Annotated in this window: 18 protein-coding genes; 5 read left to right on the top strand and 13 right to left on the bottom strand. The window is 56.7% G+C overall.

Annotated features, from left to right (window positions below):
* Nucleotides 1-5: 5 nt before the first annotated feature.
* The 10 genes from QMG27_RS07080 to QMG27_RS07035 form a co-directional block, all read right to left on the bottom strand.
* Nucleotides 6-983 carry a tripartite tricarboxylate transporter substrate binding protein gene (locus QMG27_RS07080; RefSeq protein WP_281810366.1) on the bottom strand — a complete coding sequence of 326 codons (978 nt, stop codon included), beginning with the start codon at nucleotides 981-983 and terminating at the stop codon, nucleotides 6-8.
* A 61-nt stretch (nucleotides 984-1,044) separates the two neighbouring features.
* Nucleotides 1,045-1,917, bottom strand: a complete 873-nt coding sequence (locus QMG27_RS07075; protein WP_281810365.1) for a fumarylacetoacetate hydrolase family protein — start codon at nucleotides 1,915-1,917, stop codon at nucleotides 1,045-1,047.
* Nucleotides 1,918-2,022: 105 nt separating this feature from the next.
* Nucleotides 2,023-2,616: a 3'-5' exonuclease gene (locus QMG27_RS07070; RefSeq protein WP_281810364.1), complete on the bottom strand. Its 594-nt coding sequence runs from the start codon at nucleotides 2,614-2,616 to the stop codon at nucleotides 2,023-2,025.
* 12 nt (nucleotides 2,617-2,628) lie between these two features.
* Nucleotides 2,629-3,567 carry a ribosome biogenesis GTPase YlqF gene (gene ylqF / locus QMG27_RS07065; protein WP_281810363.1) on the bottom strand — a complete coding sequence of 313 codons (939 nt, stop codon included), beginning with the start codon at nucleotides 3,565-3,567 and terminating at the stop codon, nucleotides 2,629-2,631.
* Between the two features lie 15 nt (nucleotides 3,568-3,582).
* On the bottom strand, nucleotides 3,583-4,305 hold the full coding sequence (locus QMG27_RS07060; RefSeq protein WP_281810362.1) for a tRNA-uridine aminocarboxypropyltransferase: 723 nt from the start codon (nucleotides 4,303-4,305) through the stop codon (nucleotides 3,583-3,585).
* Nucleotides 4,306-4,308: 3 nt separating this feature from the next.
* The gene (locus tag QMG27_RS07055) at nucleotides 4,309-5,511 is read right to left on the bottom strand and encodes a hypothetical protein (RefSeq protein WP_281810361.1); all 1,203 of its coding nucleotides are present in this window, start codon (nucleotides 5,509-5,511) and stop codon (nucleotides 4,309-4,311) included.
* 14 nt (nucleotides 5,512-5,525) lie between these two features.
* Nucleotides 5,526-6,281: a hypothetical protein gene (locus QMG27_RS07050; protein ID WP_281810360.1), complete on the bottom strand. Its 756-nt coding sequence runs from the start codon at nucleotides 6,279-6,281 to the stop codon at nucleotides 5,526-5,528.
* Between the two features lie 12 nt (nucleotides 6,282-6,293).
* Nucleotides 6,294-6,836 (bottom strand): hypothetical protein, encoded by a 543-nt coding sequence (locus QMG27_RS07045; protein ID WP_281810359.1) that lies wholly within the window; start codon nucleotides 6,834-6,836, stop codon nucleotides 6,294-6,296.
* Between the two features lie 30 nt (nucleotides 6,837-6,866).
* Nucleotides 6,867-7,151, bottom strand: a complete 285-nt coding sequence (locus tag QMG27_RS07040) for a DnaJ domain-containing protein (protein ID WP_281810358.1) — start codon at nucleotides 7,149-7,151, stop codon at nucleotides 6,867-6,869.
* A gap of 34 nt (nucleotides 7,152-7,185) precedes the next feature.
* Entirely contained in the window at nucleotides 7,186-7,701 is a 516-nt protein-coding gene (locus QMG27_RS07035) for a GNAT family N-acetyltransferase (protein WP_281814555.1), read from the bottom strand.
* Between the two features lie 130 nt (nucleotides 7,702-7,831).
* On the opposite strand from QMG27_RS07035, the gene QMG27_RS07030 reads away from it, so the two are divergent.
* Both QMG27_RS07030 and QMG27_RS07025 read left to right on the top strand, forming a co-directional pair.
* A complete protein-coding gene (locus QMG27_RS07030) occupies nucleotides 7,832-8,785 on the top strand; it encodes a tRNA-dihydrouridine synthase (protein ID WP_281810357.1) in 954 nt (317 codons plus the stop codon).
* The gene (locus QMG27_RS07025) at nucleotides 8,775-9,941 is read left to right on the top strand and encodes a YbfB/YjiJ family MFS transporter (RefSeq protein WP_281810356.1); all 1,167 of its coding nucleotides are present in this window, start codon (nucleotides 8,775-8,777) and stop codon (nucleotides 9,939-9,941) included. Before QMG27_RS07030 ends, QMG27_RS07025 begins: the two co-directional genes overlap by 11 nt.
* A 31-nt stretch (nucleotides 9,942-9,972) precedes the next feature.
* Here QMG27_RS07025 and QMG27_RS07020 read toward each other — a convergent pair whose 3' ends face one another.
* Together QMG27_RS07020 and QMG27_RS07015 are read right to left on the bottom strand one after the other, a co-directional pair.
* On the bottom strand, nucleotides 9,973-10,680 hold the full coding sequence (locus QMG27_RS07020; RefSeq protein ID WP_281810355.1) for a VOC family protein: 708 nt from the start codon (nucleotides 10,678-10,680) through the stop codon (nucleotides 9,973-9,975).
* Between the two features lie 17 nt (nucleotides 10,681-10,697).
* Nucleotides 10,698-12,248, bottom strand: coding sequence for an AMP-binding protein (locus tag QMG27_RS07015; protein WP_281810354.1), 1,551 nt, complete (start codon nucleotides 12,246-12,248; stop codon nucleotides 10,698-10,700).
* A 69-nt stretch (nucleotides 12,249-12,317) separates the two neighbouring features.
* On the opposite strand from QMG27_RS07015, the gene QMG27_RS07010 reads away from it, so the two are divergent.
* Nucleotides 12,318-13,097 carry an RNA pseudouridine synthase gene (locus QMG27_RS07010; protein ID WP_281810353.1) on the top strand — a complete coding sequence of 260 codons (780 nt, stop codon included), beginning with the start codon at nucleotides 12,318-12,320 and terminating at the stop codon, nucleotides 13,095-13,097.
* A gap of 18 nt (nucleotides 13,098-13,115) precedes the next feature.
* Here QMG27_RS07010 and QMG27_RS07005 read toward each other — a convergent pair whose 3' ends face one another.
* Nucleotides 13,116-13,652, bottom strand: a complete 537-nt coding sequence (locus QMG27_RS07005) for a C40 family peptidase (RefSeq protein WP_281810352.1) — start codon at nucleotides 13,650-13,652, stop codon at nucleotides 13,116-13,118.
* Nucleotides 13,653-13,810: 158 nt separating this feature from the next.
* Between QMG27_RS07005 and QMG27_RS07000 the strand changes: the two genes are divergently transcribed.
* Nucleotides 13,811-14,413, top strand: coding sequence for an isochorismatase family protein (locus QMG27_RS07000; protein WP_281810351.1), 603 nt, complete (start codon nucleotides 13,811-13,813; stop codon nucleotides 14,411-14,413).
* 92 nt (nucleotides 14,414-14,505) lie between these two features.
* Nucleotides 14,506-16,401, top strand: coding sequence for a propionate--CoA ligase (locus QMG27_RS06995; protein ID WP_281810350.1), 1,896 nt, complete (start codon nucleotides 14,506-14,508; stop codon nucleotides 16,399-16,401).
* Nucleotides 16,402-16,560 lie beyond the last annotated feature (159 nt).

Genomic DNA, 16,560 nt, shown 5'->3' with positions numbered 1-16,560 from the left:
AAGGTTTAGTCAACTTTGCCAATGCGTGTCACGAGGGCTGTCATTTCTTTGGCATCGGCTTGCACGAAGCGCTCAAAGTCAGCGGCATCTTGGTACATGAACGAGGTGCCAGAGGCTGTGAGTGCAGCCACGGCCCGTGGGTCTTGCGCGGCAAACTTGGCGGCTTGGCGCAAGCTGTCGATCACGGCGGCAGGCGTGTCGGCAGGCACAAACATGCCCGACCACTGCGAGTATTGAATGGGCACGCCCAACTCTTTGAAGCTAGGCACTTCGGGCATGCTGGCCAAGCGGCCTTCACCCCAATGCGCCAAGGCACGCAGCTTGCCGGAAGCAATTTGTTGCTTCACGCTGGCAGGCCCCGTGGAGACAGCGTCGATTTGCCCACCGAGCAACGACAACACTGCAGGGGCAGCCCCGGTGTAGGGCACATGCAGCATGAAAGTAGACGTGGCCGACTTGAGCTGCTCCATCGGCACATGCATGGTGCCGTAGTTACCAGACGAACCAAACGAAATTTTTCCTGGATTGGCCTTGGCGTACGCAATGAATTCGGCATAAGTTTTCCAAGGGCTGTCAGCGCGCACCACCAGCACGGTGGGGTCAGCGGTGAAGCGTGCAATGGGCTTGAGTTGGTTCACCTGATACAGCGGGGCACGCTGCAAAATTTTGTCTGCTTCAGGCAGCACCACGAGTGAGGACAGCGACATGAGCACGGTGTAGCCATCGCCCTTGGACTTGGCCACTTGCGCCATGCCAATGCCACCACCTGCGCCACCTTTGTTTTCCACCACGATGGGTTGCTTCAAGTAGCGCGACATGGCTTCAGCCACAGGTCGGCCCACCGTGTCAGCCACACCGCCCGGCGGGAAGGGCACGACCATGGTGATGGGTTTCGTGGGATAGCTCTGTGCGAAAGCGCTGAAGCTGAATGCAACAGCCATGGCAGCGCTGAGTCCGGCGCGAATCAGTTGACGTCGTTCCATGTCTTGTCTCCTTCGGTTGTTCGCTAGCAGGTCAAGTGCATGCTTGCCTGCTTTTTTAGTTTTAAACGAAGCGGTTTTCGATGCTGCCCACGCCGTCAATCTCGACGCGGATCACATCACCTTTGGCGATGTAGCGGGGAGGGTTGAGGCCCATGCCCACACCGGCTGGTGTACCCGTGGCAATGACGTCACCAGGGTAGAGCGTGATGCCGCGTGAGATGGTTTCGATCAAGGTGGGGATGTCGAAAATCATGTTCTCTGTGGGGCCGTCTTGGCGTAGCTCGCCATTCACCCAGCAGCGCACGCGGGTGTTGCGGCCATCGACTTCGTCAGCCGTAACGATCCACGGACCCATGGGGCAGAAGGTGTCAAACGACTTGCCCATGTCCCATTGTTGGTGGCGCATTTGCACATCGCGTGCGGTCACGTCGTTGACCACGGTGTAGCCAAACACATGGCTCATGGCGTCAGCCTGGGTGATGTTCTTGCCGCCCTTGCCAATCACCACGGCCAATTCAGCTTCGTAGTCAATTTGTTCGGAGATGGCTGCACCTGGCAGGTGCACATCGTCAGTTGGGCCGACCACGCACTCGGGCACTTTGGTGAAGACGATGGGCCATGCTTTGGTGTCTGTGTTGCTGTCTTTGAAGACTGAGGCTTGCAGCTCTTTGGCGTGTGCGTGGTAATTGCGGCCCACGCACCACACGTTGCGGCGCGGAATAGGCAAGGGCGCTTCGAGGTGCACGTGTGTGATGTCGTGTGGTGTGCCTGCCAGCTCAGGCAGCGCATGTCCAGCGGCGAGTGCATCGATGATGGGCTGCGCGCCGTGATGGGCTTGGTCTTCGGTGAGCGCAAACGCGGTGACGTGTTTGCCGTCTGCAGAAACTTGGCCGACGTGGCGTTGACCGTTGAGCTTGAAAGTAGCGATGCGCAAAGTGTTCTCCTGAGATGAATGGTTTGTCTTGGACCAATTTAAAACATCTTAGGAGGGATGTGTCCTGCGTGCAGACACACACGAGACACCGTGTTGATAAAGGTTTTAAAGCTTCAAAGCTTCCCACACGCGATAGGCGGCATACGCATCGTTGGCGGCGTAAACCAGCTGCGATGCGCTCAAGCGCAAATTGGCCCAATTGCTGGTGCCGGCCTTTTTTGACTTTTGAAAACGCTGGTTGAACAGCACAGCCACTGCGCCTTTGACGCCCATTTCTTTGCGATAGCCCTGGGCTTTGAAAATGGTGTTCAGTTCCAAAATGCCCGCAGGCTCCACACCAAATTTTTGGATGATGCGTTTGCGGTCGTCGCCCAAACCAAAGCCTGCTTTGGCAATGCCTTCGCGCGCTAACAAGTCGGCAGCGACAGCGCGGCACTCGGGGTCGTGCAGCTGAAACACCCAAGCGCGTTCGCCCGTGGCGAGTTGCAACACATGCGGGCCATCAGATGCTTCGCCCACGCGAAAGGTGGGCTTCGATTCAGTGTCAAAGCCCCAAGCTTGTGAGGCAATCAACGCATCGTGAGCCTGCTGCGCTTGTTGGCCGGTGTTGACCAAGGTGATGCGGTCAAGCCCCAAACGAGGAAACTCTGGAAGCAGGGCGATGGCTTCTTTGTCGGGGGTGTCGCGGCGTTGTGTCATGTGTGACTGATCTCAACGCTTCTTAGATTTGAACGCCGTTTTCTTGTTTTTCTCAATTGCTTCTTTACGCACAGCGCGTTCGGCATCGGCTTGTTTGCCTTCGGCTAACCAAGCTGCAAATTCTTCTGGCGTTTCTAGCGTGACACGGCCCAATGCGGCTGAGCGGAAATCGTGAATGACGATGTGCGCGGCTTTGGTGAGGTTAATACGCCCACCGCTTTGCACCGCGCCGCGTTTGCGGCCAATGGCCTCCAACATTTCTTCATCGGTGTGGCTGGCCACGTCGTCGATGGAGTAGCGCTGTTTGAGTTCGTTGGGGTAGTGGGGAATGAGGTAGTTGAGCAGCTCAAGCGCGACGGTTTCTTCGTCAAACGCGTTCACGCCAATCGCGCCGCTGGCCGCGAGGTTGAAGCCGCTTTGCTCGACGATGATGCGTGGCCAGAGCACGCCGGGGGTATCGTACAAATAAAAGTCATCGGCCAAGGCAATGCGTTGCTCGGTTTTGGTCACGCCAGCTTCGTCACCCGTCTTGGCCGCGCGTTTGCCTTTGAGTGTGTTGATGAGGGTGGACTTGCCCACGTTGGGAATGCCGCAAATGAGCACGCGCATGGGTTTGACCATGCCGCCACGGTTGGGGGCGAGTTGTTGGCAAGCATCAATCAGCGCTTTGGCGGGGGACGTCATGCTGGTGTCTAAGCCAATGGCACGCACACCGGGCATGGCGTTGTAGTGGGCCAGCCACAAGGCGGTGCGGGCTGGGTCTGCCAAATCTTGCTTGCTCAAAATCTTGAGCGCGGGCTTGCTTTTGATCAGCTCGGCCAGCATCGGGTTGGCGCTAGAACCCGGCAAACGGGCGTCGAGCATTTCGATGACAACGTCAATCTCTTTGATGCGCTCCCCAATCGCCTTGCGCGTGAGGTGCATGTGTCCGGGGAACCATTGAATAGCCATAGTCTTGATTGTCGTTCACGCGGCGTGGGTGGCTGCCTGCAATCGCAGATGCACGTCATCTGCCAAATCGACGGGCAGTTGTTGCTTGGCTTTGAGGTAGTGCTCGGTGAACACTTCAAAGTAGGCGTTGAGGGCTTCGGCGGCTTGCGTGTCCTCGGCCAGCGCCAAGCACATCGCACCCACTTCGGCGGTGCACAGGTGCGCTTCGCTTTGAGCACGACGCAGTTTGTAGCGTGAGAGTTGTTCGGGGTGCAGGCTGAGCACTGGGAAGTTTTGCAGATAGGGGCTTTTGCGAAACATCTTGCGGGATTCGTCCCACGTGCCGTCTAACAAGATAAATAAGGGGCGCTTGTTGTCGTTGTGCGTTAGCTCATGCACAACGCGTGTGTCATCGGCAAACTCAGCAGGGAACACCACATAGGGTTGCCATTGCGGATTGTTCAGCAACGCCAACAGTGCAGGGGCAACTTCGGTACGCGCCCATCCAAAGGCAAAGGTGTCAGCTACCACATCGGCAATTAACCAGCCGGTGTTGCTGGGTTTGAGTGGCTCGATGTCGGCCATGAGCAAACACATGCCTGCGCGTGTGGGCACGTCGGGTCTCAGAGCACAGATGCAGTGCGAGGGGACCAAGCGGCAGCCGCTGCAGCGTTCACCTTTAGGGCCGCCTCGGGCTAGAAAGGGTTTGACGCTGCGGGTGAGGCGGGCTGCGCGTAAACGAGAAACAGCGTGAGGCACAGCTTATTCAGCGACGTTGCACTCGCGGCGCAGCAGCGCCAGTGCATCATGCAGTTTGTAGTCGTGGTCACTGGCCAGCGTGTCGAGTGATTCATCGATGAAGGTCTCCCACATATCGATGTAATCGTCTTGATGTTCAGCCGGTGCATTGGCTTGGATGAACGCGGTGGCCAGTTCGGGCTGCACGCCGGATTTGCGGATTTTGCGAACCAGCGTGGCAGCGGTTTTTTCGCTCAGCAATGTTTTGCCCGTGCTGCCCGTGGCAATGCACAAGAAGAGGGTGAGCAATGAGCTGTCGTCGCTGTGGCCACCCGTGGCTTTGGACCATGCGGCAGAAGTTTGGCGGTCAAAGTGGTCCACCTCAGACAAGCCGTCTTCCACCCAAAAGTAGCGGCCTACAAAAGCAGGCGTTTGGTTGAACAACTTTTGCGGTGTGAGTTTGGCATCCAAGATTTTGGGCAAGTCAGCCTCAACGCTTTGTCGCACTTGTTCGACGGCAGCTTTGAATTCGGCAGGCAGGTTTTTAGGCGCAGTCAAGTTGATGGCTTTGGTGGCACTGGGTTTGCGCAGGGTGGCGATGATTTTTTGGAAGGCCACCCAGTCTGGCATTTCTTTGTGTTTGGTTGCAGCTGCCAGCAATGCCGTACGAATGACGGCCTCGGCATCGCAGCCCGCTTCTTCTAAATCATCGGCGTGCAAGCCCAGTTGATCGGCCATCCAAATGGCGGCGTCGATGACGTGCGCCACTTGTTGGCGCTTGGCCAGCTCAGCTTGGTAGTCAGCCAAATTACAGAGCGACCACTTGGCCAAGTGTGGGATGTGTTTGTCGCTGAAGCCGCCATGCTCGTTCATGCCAAAGTGCGTGTTTTGCGGCATGACGATGAGGGCTTTGAGCATGTCTGATGCAGCCTTCGAGCGCGACATGAACGAGTGCTCGCGCAAGTGCTCAGCGGCTTTGCGTAAGTCGCCACCGCTTTGAATTTCAAGCGTGAGGCTGACCAAATTGACGATGCGGTCTTTGGCTTTTTCAAGCTCGGGGCGCAAAAACTCGCTGCCAAAGTAGCGCGCAATTTGCACCATGCCTTTGGGCGCATCGGTTTGAATGGCTTCTAACTTTGCAGCGTCCAAGATGCCATGTTGCACGCCGTAGGCAAGCGCTTTTTCGAAGAAAGGGCGGTCATCAAAGATGGCGATGGATTGCGTCATGGTGGCTAGTCAGCTTAGATCGCGGATTCTTCGTCAGAGTCACGCGCAGCGGGTGTGGCTTGGCCGCGGTCGGTGGCGCTGGTCTCGACCTTGCCATCGTCTTCTTCCTCTTCTTCGTCAGAGAGGCCCGCATCAAAGGCGCGTGCTTTGGCGCGCAGCACCAAGAGCATTTCGATGAAGAGGTCTGGAATTTTGTGGCGCAAGATCCACGCGAGTTGCATCCAGTCTTGGTCGGCCACTTCGTCTTCTTCGACGCGGGGCTTCACATAGGCTGAGCCGAGCAGGGCGCTTTCAGACAGCATGTCACCGTCGTCTTCCATGGTGTCAAACGTGCCGGTGCGGGCGAAGGCTTCGATGCGGCTCCACTTTTCGCTGAAGTAATCGGCCAGCGCTTCAGCGCCACCTTCCAAATCACCAATCGCGGTGAGGAACTCAATGGGGTCGGCATCCTCGCGGAAGATGATGGAGTTCATCATGCCGCGCAAGTGGGTTCGTGTGAGGTCTTTGTATTGTTTTTCAATCACCACGGCACGCGCAAATTGCTCGGGCGTGACCAGCAGGTTGATGACCGATTCTTTGGAGGTGTCGTACTCGCGAATCACGGCCAAGATGTCTTTGGGGGGCAGCTGCTCTAGCACCACCATCAGCGCTTGGTCGCCTTCGGCATCGGCCAGTTCGACCAGTGCCGCTTCTGCGCCTGTGATGTCGCCTGCGGCGATGAGGCTTTGTGTTTTGGTGATCAGTGCAATGGCATTTGTTTTGTCGGTCATGGGGTCACCTGTTTATTCTTTGCTGTCGAAGCCTTGTTCAACCATCCACGCGTTGCCTGCTTCTTCGCGTTCGCGGGCCTCGCGCTCTTCGTCCGATTCGGCTTGGTCGCCGCGTTCGACGTTTTCCAAGTCTTCATCGGCATCGGCGGCACCCGTGCTGCGTCGCATCGGCGTGCCGTGCATGTACTCCAGGGCTGCGGCCACGCTCATGAACCAAGCGCCCACAGGCTCGGCCAAGATTTTGTCGACGATGGGTTGTGCCCAAGGTGCAATGCGCACGCCTTCAGACAAGGTGTCCCAGCTCAGCAAATCATCCGCGTCTAAGGTGATGAAGTGGTCCATCAACTCAGGCTCATGGAATTCAAACGCTTGGTGCAACACCACAGCCACCATCTCGGGGCTGAGATCCATCATCTGCAACAGGAACTCTAGCTCTTGGCGCTTTTCAGCCAAACGCTTGTCGAGGATGTAGTGGCCTTCTGAATCTGAGTTCAGATCGTCCAGCTCGGCTTGGTAAGCCGTGCGCAGTTCTTGGAAAAAGGGAGAAATGCTCATGGTGTGTGGGCCTGTGCCAGTACGTGCGAGTTAGGAGCGGTTTAGCACTTGCTGAAAATACGCGCCCCAAATTTCGCGTGCAGTTTGCGCGGGGTCGTCCAATAAGTTACGGCGACGGTTGTCGTCATAGGCTTTGCGTTTGTCGTCGTCTGACAGCACGTCATAGGCCTCTTGCACCTCACGAAAACGTGCAGGTGCATCGGGGTCGCTGTTGCGGTCGGGGTGAAACTGCGAGGCTTTTTGGCGAAACGCGCGTTTGATGTCCGACAGCGAGGCATCGCTTTTGAGACCTAAGGCGGCGTAGTGTTCAGACACGTGAAACTCTTGGTGAATGACAGCGGTTGAGAAATTAAAGCGATTGCTTTAGGCGAATCTCTTCGACCTTGACAGGGCCCATGGGCACAGTCTTGGCGCTCGACATTTCGCGTTTGAAACCCGCCAGTTCGTGAAAGCGCATGGCGCGGTCATTGGCGATGGGCACCCAGATAGACACATGGGTGCAGCCTTCGTCTTGCAGGCCTTCACGGGCAGCATCCCACAACGCCAGGCCTACGCCTTGGCCCCAGTAAGCGGCATCGACATAGATGTCCCAAATTTCACCCATGGTGTTGGGCGTGCCTTTGTCACGTGAACGGTCAAAGCCCACAAAGCCCACAATCTTGCTGCCGTCCACGGCAACTTGCACTTGGGGTTCAGCAAATTCAATAGCTTCGCGCCAGTAAACGGTGTTTTTTTCTTCGGGTACGGGCAAGACTTTGCTGCCCGTTTGCATGGTTTTGAAAGCTTCTTTGGCGGTGGCTGCGTACAGCTCGGCGATTTTGGCGGCGTCGCGCATCGTGGCGGGACGGACTTCAACAGTTGTCAGGTTGGACATTCGGGGAACAATTCAGATTTCAGTAAAGCCCGCTATTGTCCCAGTAAATCTAGCGCGGCTCAGAGTTGGGTAGAGTAATGCCTTCGCTGCGTGCAGCCTTCTTTGTCTAACTCCCAAATCCATGCTCATTCTTGCCCCGATGGAGGGCCTGCTCGACTTTGTGCTGCGCGACGTGCTGACCCGCATTGGCGGGGTGGACCGTTGTGTGTCGGAGTTCATCCGTGTCAGCGGCACCTTGCTGCCCGAGCGCACGTTTTTGCGCATCGTGCCCGAGCTAACCAACGGTGGCCGCACCTTTGCGGGCGTGCCTGTGCGCCCACAGTTATTGGGGTCAGACCCCCAGTGTTTGGCTGACAACGCCGCGCGTGTGGCTGGCATGGGCTGCGATGGGGTGGACCTCAACTTTGGTTGCCCCGCCAAACAGGTCAATCGCCACGGCGGTGGCTCGGTGCTGCTGCAAGACCCAGAGGTTCTGTACCAAATCGTGCGAGCCGTCCGCGCTGCAGTGCCAGCCCACCAAGTGGTGTCGGCCAAGATGCGCTTAGGCTTCAACGACGACAGCACTGCCGAAGAATGCGCCTTGGCCTTAGAGGCGGGCGGGGCCAGCGAAATTGTGGTGCACGCCCGCACCAAGGCTGACGCGTATCGTCCGCCCGCGTATTGGCACCGCATTGCAGATATCAAGGCCAAGGTGAAAACACCGTTGGTGGCGAATGGCGAAATTTGGAATGTGCAAGATGCCTTGCAAGCACGTGCTGAGTCGGGTTGCTTTGACTTGATGTTGGGGCGAGGCATGGTTGCGAACCCCGGACTGGGCTGGGCCATTCAAGCGCACGACGCTGCAGCGCAAGGTTTGCCCGCACCCTCTGTGCCAGTTCAATGGCAAGATCTGCCGCCGCACCTATACACGTTTTGGCAAATTGTGTCGGGCCATGTGAGCGAGCGGCACAGAGCAGGGCGCTTGAAGCAGTGGTTGAATTTTTTGCGCAAGCATTACCCCGAGGCAGAGGATGCCTACATGTATGTGCGCACCTTGACCAGCCCCAAAGACATAGATGCTTGGTTTGCAAAATAAACACCTTCATCCTTGGCAAGTCATCACAGGCGGCATTTGCGGCTTGGTGCTGACCATCGGTTTGGCTCGCTTTGCTTACACGCCTCTGTTGCCAAGCCTTCAAGCCCAAACGGGATTGACCGATGCCGCCGCAGGTGGTTTGGCCGCCATCAATTACGCCGGTTACATGAGCGGTGCGTTAGCGGCCACATGGATTGACGATGTGCGCTGGCGGCATTGGCTCTACAGCGCGGGTTTGTGGATGGCCTTGATCACGGTGGCTGCGATGGCGCTGACCAGTTGGATGCCTGCCTGGGCTTTGATTCGCTACATCGGTGGCTTGTGCGGCGCAACCGGCATGTTGTTGGGCTCTGGCTTGGTGTTGGGTTGGCTCATGCGCCAAGGCCGCCGGCCTGAGCTCGGTTTGTATTTCATTGGTTTAGGCCTGGGCATTGTGGTGTCGGCCATGGGCGCGTGGGGCTTGTCGCAGGTGTGGCCCATATGGTCGGACCAATGGCTAGCGTTTGCCGCGCTGGGCTTGGTGTTTTTTGTGCCCGCTTGGAAGTGGCGTCCGCCTGTGCCGCCGCAGGTGGTGGTGGCGCATGACGCAGCACCTGCAGCAGGCTTGGGCTCACGCCGTTGGGCGTGGACGATGTTGACCAGCTACTTTGCGGCGGGTTGGGGATTTGTGATCAGCGCCACATTCACCGTGGCAATTGTCGAGCGCGAGCCAGCACTAGCAGGTCAAGGCCCATTGGCTTGGGCAATGGTCGGCATGGCGGCCATGCCAGCAGTTTTCATTTGGGATTTGGTCGCGCGGCGTGTGGGTGACAAGCGGGCTTTGCTGTTGGCGTTTTGTTTGCAAACGCTCTCGGTCATGTTGCCCGCGATGTCGGGTGCGTTGTGGGCCGCGTTGGCGGGTGCTGTGGGTTATGGCGCAACTTTTATTGGCATTGTGAGCATGACGTTGGCTTTGGTAGGACGCAGGGCGCCTAACAACCCAGGCAAAGCGATGGCCAAGCTCACGCTGAGCTATGGCGTTGCGCAAATCCTAGCCCCCGTGATTGCAGGTCATATGGCGCAGACCACCGGCACGTTTAAGGGTGCGCTGTGGTTGACGGCTTTTGTGATGACGGCGGGTCTGGTGCTGCTGGCAACGTTGCCCGAGGAGGGATGAGTGAATAGGCCGGGCGATTCAAGCGAGTTGCTCAAATGCCGTTGCTGGACAAAACAACCAGCCCCTTGGGGGTTTGCAAGGTGGCTTTCAAATTCGCGGGGCCTTCGGTCACTGCGATGTGCTTGAGTTCAATCGCGTCATAAGCACCCTGCAATTTGTCTGCACTAGGGTGGTTCACTTCAATGCTTTGTAGCGTCACACCCGAGCGAGTGAGGGTGTTGCGTGGGTGTAGCTTCAGCGGGTCGGTGGCATCGGGCTTGCCCCATTGAATGAGCGTGGGCATACAGCCGTCGAACAAACGCTGTCCATCCGCGCGCACAGAAATTTGCCAATTGAGCGTGCCACGGTTGGTGCGGCGACTGCAGGGGATAGCGGGGCCGCGGTCGATGCCTTGCATGCGAATGGCCATGCGTGCGGCACGGATGTCGGGGGTGTTGACCACAAAGTGGACCAAGCGCGGCTCTTTGGCTACGGCTTTTTGCAGGGCTGGGTTGTCCATGTCGTACCAGCGAGTGGGGCAAGCGCGTTTGGGCCGTACAGAAGCTGGGTTGATGGCGATGATTTCGACGTAGGCCATCGGGTGAGCGGGGGATGCAACCTTGAACAAGCGGTTGTGTGTGCCGTAGAGCGTGTGCTCGCCGCCGGGTCCAGGCGTGATGCCCAGAGTGGCTTCGCACCATTGCACGCCTTGTTCTAAATTTTTGGCAACGATGACGAGGTGGTCTATTTGTGTCTGCATGGGGCAGCACGATACCACTAGGACTGGGCGAGTCTTTGGCGCAGCTCTGTTTTGAGTACTTTGCCGTAGTTGTTTTTGGGCAAGCTGTCGACCAATTCATAGCGCCTGGGGCGTTTGAAGCGGGCGATTTCGTTAAGGCAGTAAGCGTCTAGGTCTTTGGCGCTAACGGTGCTGCCTGGTTGCGCCACCACAAAAGCGACGATGACTTCACCCCACTCGGGGTCAGGTGCGCCCACCACAGCCACTTCGCTCACGCCTGGGGCTTGCAACAGTACTTCTTCTACTTCGCGTGGGTACACGTTGGAGCCGCCGCTGATGATGAGGTCTTTGCTGCGATCTTTCAGCGTGAGAAAACCATGCGCGTCTAAGCAACCCATGTCACCCGTGAACAACCAGCCATCGCGAATGGCCGCTTGCGTGGCTTCTGGGTTGCGCCAGTAACCGGCCATGACGCTGTCGCCTTGGATGAGCACTTCACCCACTTCGCCCAAGGGCAGGTCATTGCCATGTTCATCGGTGATGCGGATTTGTACCGGTGTTTGTGCCACGCCGATCGAGGCTAAGCGTTGCGCGTGCTCGGGGTGTGTGGTGTCGCTCAAATGAAAGCGAGAGAGCGCCGTGCCCACCATCGGGCTTTCACCTTGACCATAGATTTGCACAAAACGAGGCCCCATGATGCGCAGGGCGCGCTGAATGTCTGCGGCATACATGGGGGCACCGCCATAAACGATGGTCTTGAAGGCGCGTGCACAGTCTGTGGGTGTGAGTGATGTGTGTTCGGCGTGGTCGACCAAGCGTTTGACGATGGTGGGTGCGGCAAACATGGAGAGTGGCCCAACAGACTGTCCGAGTTCAAACAACTCCGCTGCGTCAAAACCACCAGACGCGGGAACCACATGGCGTGCGCCAGCCATCACATGTGGGATGGCGTACAAGCCTGCGCCGTGTGACATGGGGGCGGCGTAGACGATGGCATCTTGCGCAGCCACCGCATCCACATCGGTGAAGTAGGCCAGGCCCATGGTCATCAAATTGCGGTGGGTGATCATCACACCCTTAGGGCGGCCCGTAGTACCGCTGGTGTAAAACAACCAAGCAAGGTCGTTTGACTCCCGTTCGATGATGGGTTTTGCAGGGGGCTCATCGCTTGCGGTAGGCATGGCCCATAGCTCATTCGCTTGCGCACTGTCGACATCAATGACGCGTTGCAAGCCCGTGAGTTGTTGCTCTGTATCGGTGGTGATGTCGGATGTCACAAAGGCCCAACTGGCTTGTGCGTTGTCGAGGATCCATTGCGTTTCGCGCACATGCAACTTGGCATTGATAGGCACCACGGCCAGACCGGCCCACCATGCGCCAAATAGCACCTCAAGGTAGCGTGGATGGTTGTGCATGAACAGGGCGATGCGATCGCCGGGCTGCAAGCCGGCCTCTTTAAATTGTTGGGCCAAATGCGCGCAGCGTTGCGCCCATTGCGCGTAAGTTGCCACAGCCTGTGTGCCGTGAAAAATAGCCGCGCGGTTGGGGAACTGTCGCGCCATGCGCTGAAGTAAATGAGCCAAGTTCAACGAAATCTCTCCACAAAGAGCTGAATGGCTGAACGATACAACGATTAACTGTGGGAGGATTCAGCCCTTATGAATTCCAGCAAATCCATGGCCAAGCGCCCAACCGAAGGCGAACGCCTTTCCAAACGTGTCATGCAACTGCGCGACTGTTCACGCCGTGACGCAGAGCAGTACATAGAGGCCGGCTTTGTGCGTGTGGAGGGGGTGGTGGTGCAGGAGCCGCAGCATCGCGTAACCACACAAAAAGTGACCATCGATGCAAATGCGAGTTTGCTCAACCTCATGTCGGTCACATTGATTTTGAACAAGCCTGCGGGGTGGACGGATGGCTTAGAGCCTGCTCCCAGAGGCTCCCAAGACGTACGCAACTTGCTCACACTGGAGCGCCACAGCAAGTATGACCACAGTGGTGTGCGTTTCTTAAAAAGTCATTTGACCAAGCTAGATGCCAGTGTGCCGTTGGAGTACGAAGCCACAGGATTGATCGTGTTTACCCAAGACTTTCGGGTGCAGCGCAAATTGATCGAGGACATGGCCTTCATCGAGCAAGAGCTGATCGTGGACGTACGTGGTGAAGTGATGCCTGACGCCTTGCGTCCGATTGAACGTGCCATGCGCGACGAGCGCATGCGTTTGCCCGAATTCAAAATCAGCGTGAACAGCAGCAAGCGCGATCGCAGCAAGCTGCGCTTGGCGGTGAAAGGCTCGCACCTGGGTCTAGCGGTTTACCTGTGTGAACTTGCAGGTTTGGAAATTTTGGCATTGCGCCGCATCCGCATGGGGCGTGTGAATTTGGGGGATTTAGAAGAGGGCGCTTGGCGCTACCTTGCCGAAGGTGAGCGGTTTTAATGCCTCAAGCCGAAAGGTTTAGTTGTCGTTGCCAGTTGCAGGCACGCGGCGCGCGCCCGTAAAACGACGCTCCCAATAAGCATCACGCATATCTTCGACGCGGACTTGCTTGCCGGGGCGAGGTGAGTGAATGAACTTGTTATCACCCACATAAATCCCTACATGGCTGAAGGTTTGACGCATGGTGTTGAAGAACACCAAGTCGCCAGGCTTCAGGTCTTGTTTGTCGATTTTTTCTGTGACTGCTGCTTGCTCGCTGGCGCGGCGGGGCAGTACTTTGCCCACAGTTTGTTCGAACATGGAGCGTACAAAACCGCTGCAGTCAAAGCCTGTGGCTGCATTGGTTCCGCCGCGACGGTAAGGAACGCCCAAGAAGGTCATGGCGTTACCGACCAAATCAGAGGCCTTATCTCCCACCGATTGACGCATCTGGTCCATTTGCGCGACGATGCCGCGCTCGGCCAAATAGCGCTCAATATCGTCTGCCGCATTGTTCGACGGTGCAGCATGTGCACTGGCGACGCAGCAAAGGATGAGGAGGAGACGTTTCAACATAACTCGCCATTCTAACTTGTTTCCTGTGAAAAATGATCACAAAAACTTTGTAAGTTGTTGATTTGATTAGGGTTAATCCTAAAGTAGACGCTTTTGATTTGTGCTGGGTTTCGCATCGTCGATACTTGACGTATTCATTCACTTACTTTGTAACTTGCATGTTGCTCGACGACCAAGAATCCCAACTCGTGCTGGTGGACTACCAAGCCCGCCTGATGCCCGCCATTTTTGAAGCTGATTTGGTGCTGGCCAACGCGATGCGTCTGGCGCAATCGGCGCATTGGATGGAAGTGCCGACCTACGGCACAGAGCAAAACCCAGACAAGCTGGGTCAAAACCCAGCAGAGTTGCGTGCCTTGTGCCGCCGCACCATTGCGAAGATGAGCTTTAGTGCTTGTGCGGACGGATTGAGCGAACTGTTACGTCCGGCAGCACGCGCACCCGCTGGCAATGCCCGCAGCTTGCCTAAGCATTTACAAAAGGCCGTGCCGCAAGAGCCCACCCGTCAAAGCATTGTGATTGCGGGTTGTGAGGCGCATATTTGCTTGCTGCAAACCGCATTGGATTTGCTGGAAGAAGAGTATTCCGTTTGGGTGGTCACGGATGCCTGCGGTTCTCGTACTGAGCGCAACCGCGATGCGGCCTTTGACCGATTGGCTGGCGCTGGGGCTGAGTTGGTCACGACCGAGATGGTGCTGTTTGAATGGCTGCGTACCGCAGAGGCTGACCCGTTCAGAGAAATCCAAGCCTTGGTGAAATAAAGGGTAACTACCCACCTGAAAAGTCAGCTTGTTGCAAGTCCGTCCTTCTCATAATTATGAATTCAGTACAGATTCGTTTTTAGGAGAGATAGATGGTTGCGTACGCAGATTTTCACCGCCGTTCGATTGAGGACCGTGATGCTTTTTGGTCTGAACAGGCCAAATTGGTGGACTGGGAAACCCAGCCGCAACAAATCTGCGATTACAGCAACCCGCCTTTTGCCAAGTGGTTCGTGGGTGGCAAAACCAATATTTGCTACAACGCAGTCGACCGTCACTTGAAAGATCGCGCCGATCAAGCGGCGTTGATCTTTGTGTCGACCGAGACCAACCAAGAGCACACCTATAGCTTTCGCGAGTTGCACGCTGAAGTGCAGCGCATGGCCGCGATTTTGAAAGACTTGGGCGTCACCAAGGGTGACCGCGTCTTGATCTACATGCCCATGATTGCCGAAGCGGCATTTGCCATGTTGGCTTGTACCCGTTTGGGTGCTATCCACTCGGTGGTGTTTGGTGGTTTTGCCTCTCATTCTTTGGCCACTCGCATTGAAGATGCTTCGCCTAAAGTCATCATCAGTGCTGATGCGGGTTCACGCGGTGGCAAAGGCGTGCCTTACAAGCCATTGTTGGACGAAGCCATCAACTTGTCGGCACACAAGCCCAGCAACGTCATCATGGTGGACCGCAAGTTGGCGGCTTTCACGCCAGTGGCTGGCCGCGATGTGGACTACGCCACCGAGCGTGCCAAGCACATGGATGCGGTGGTGCCTTGCGAGTGGGTTGAGTCGACTCATCCCAGCTATACCCTGTACACATCGGGCACCACAGGCAAGCCAAAAGGCGTGCAGCGCGACACAGGTGGCTACACCGTGGCATTGGCGGCCAGCATTCCTAACATCTACCAAGGCAAACCTGGTGAGACCTTCTTCTGTACCAGCGACATCGGTTGGGTGGTGGGCCACAGCTACATCATCTACGGCCCACTGATTGGCGGCATGGCCACCATCATGTACGAAGGCCTACCCATCCGCCCAGACGGCGGCATCTGGTGGAGCTTGGTAGAGAAGTACAAAGTCTCGGTCATGTTCAGCGCACCCACGGCGATTCGTGTGCTCAAAAAGCAAGACCCAGCATTGCTCACCAAGTACGACTTGTCCACACTCAAGGCCTTGTTCTTGGCTGGCGAACCTTTGGACGAGCCAACCGCCAAGTGGATTTCTGAAGGACTCAACGGCAAAGCCATCATCGATAACTACTGGCAAACCGAAACTGGTTGGCCTATCTTGACCATTTGCAACGGCGTTGAAAAAGCCCCGAGCAAGTTTGGTTCACCCGGCAAGGCGGTGTACGGCTACAACGTGAAGTTGGTTGACGACCAAACTGGCGAAGAGCTCACAGGCGCCAACCAAAAAGGCGTGTTGACCATTGAAGGCCCACTGCCTCCCGGTAACTTGCAAACCATTTGGGGTGACGACAACCGCTTCGTCAACACCTACTGGAAGACCGTGCCCAACAAGCTCGTGTACAGCACGTTCGACTGGGCTGTGCGTGATGAAGATGGCTACTACTTCATCTTGGGCCGTACCGATGACGTGATCAACGTGGCCGGTCACCGCTTGGGCACCCGCGAAATCGAGGAGAGCATCTCTAGCCATCCCAACATCGCTGAAGTGGCGGTGGTGGGTGTGGCCGATCAGCTCAAAGGTCAAGTGGCCATGGCGTTTGCCATTGCCAAGGACGCTTCTGGTTTGACCAACGAAGCCGCTCACAAAGCTTTGGAAGCCGAAGTCATGAAGGTGGTGGACGGTCAGCTCGGCGCTGTGGCCCGTCCTGCTCGCGTGATCTTCGTCACATCCTTGCCTAAGACCCGCAGCGGCAAGTTGCTGCGCCGTGCCATCCAAGCGGTGTGCGAAAAGCGTGATCCAGGTGACTTGACGACCATCGACGATCCAACCGCTTTGCAACAAATCAAAGACCAAATCGTTTGATTTGGGGCTTGAAGACGCGATAACAATAAGAAAAAGCGCACACGGCTAGGTTTCGGTGGCACAATCTTGGATGCACTAGGTCAATCCTGATCACAGTCGCATCTGCTAACCGGTCCAGCCGTGTCGCAGAGGTTTTTTTCCAACCAACTAATGTTCCCT

Source organism: Limnohabitans sp. MORI2 (genome assembly GCF_027925025.1).
GTDB lineage: Bacteria > Pseudomonadota > Gammaproteobacteria > Burkholderiales > Burkholderiaceae_C > Limnohabitans.
This window is presented reverse-complemented; position numbering and strand designations above follow the sequence as displayed.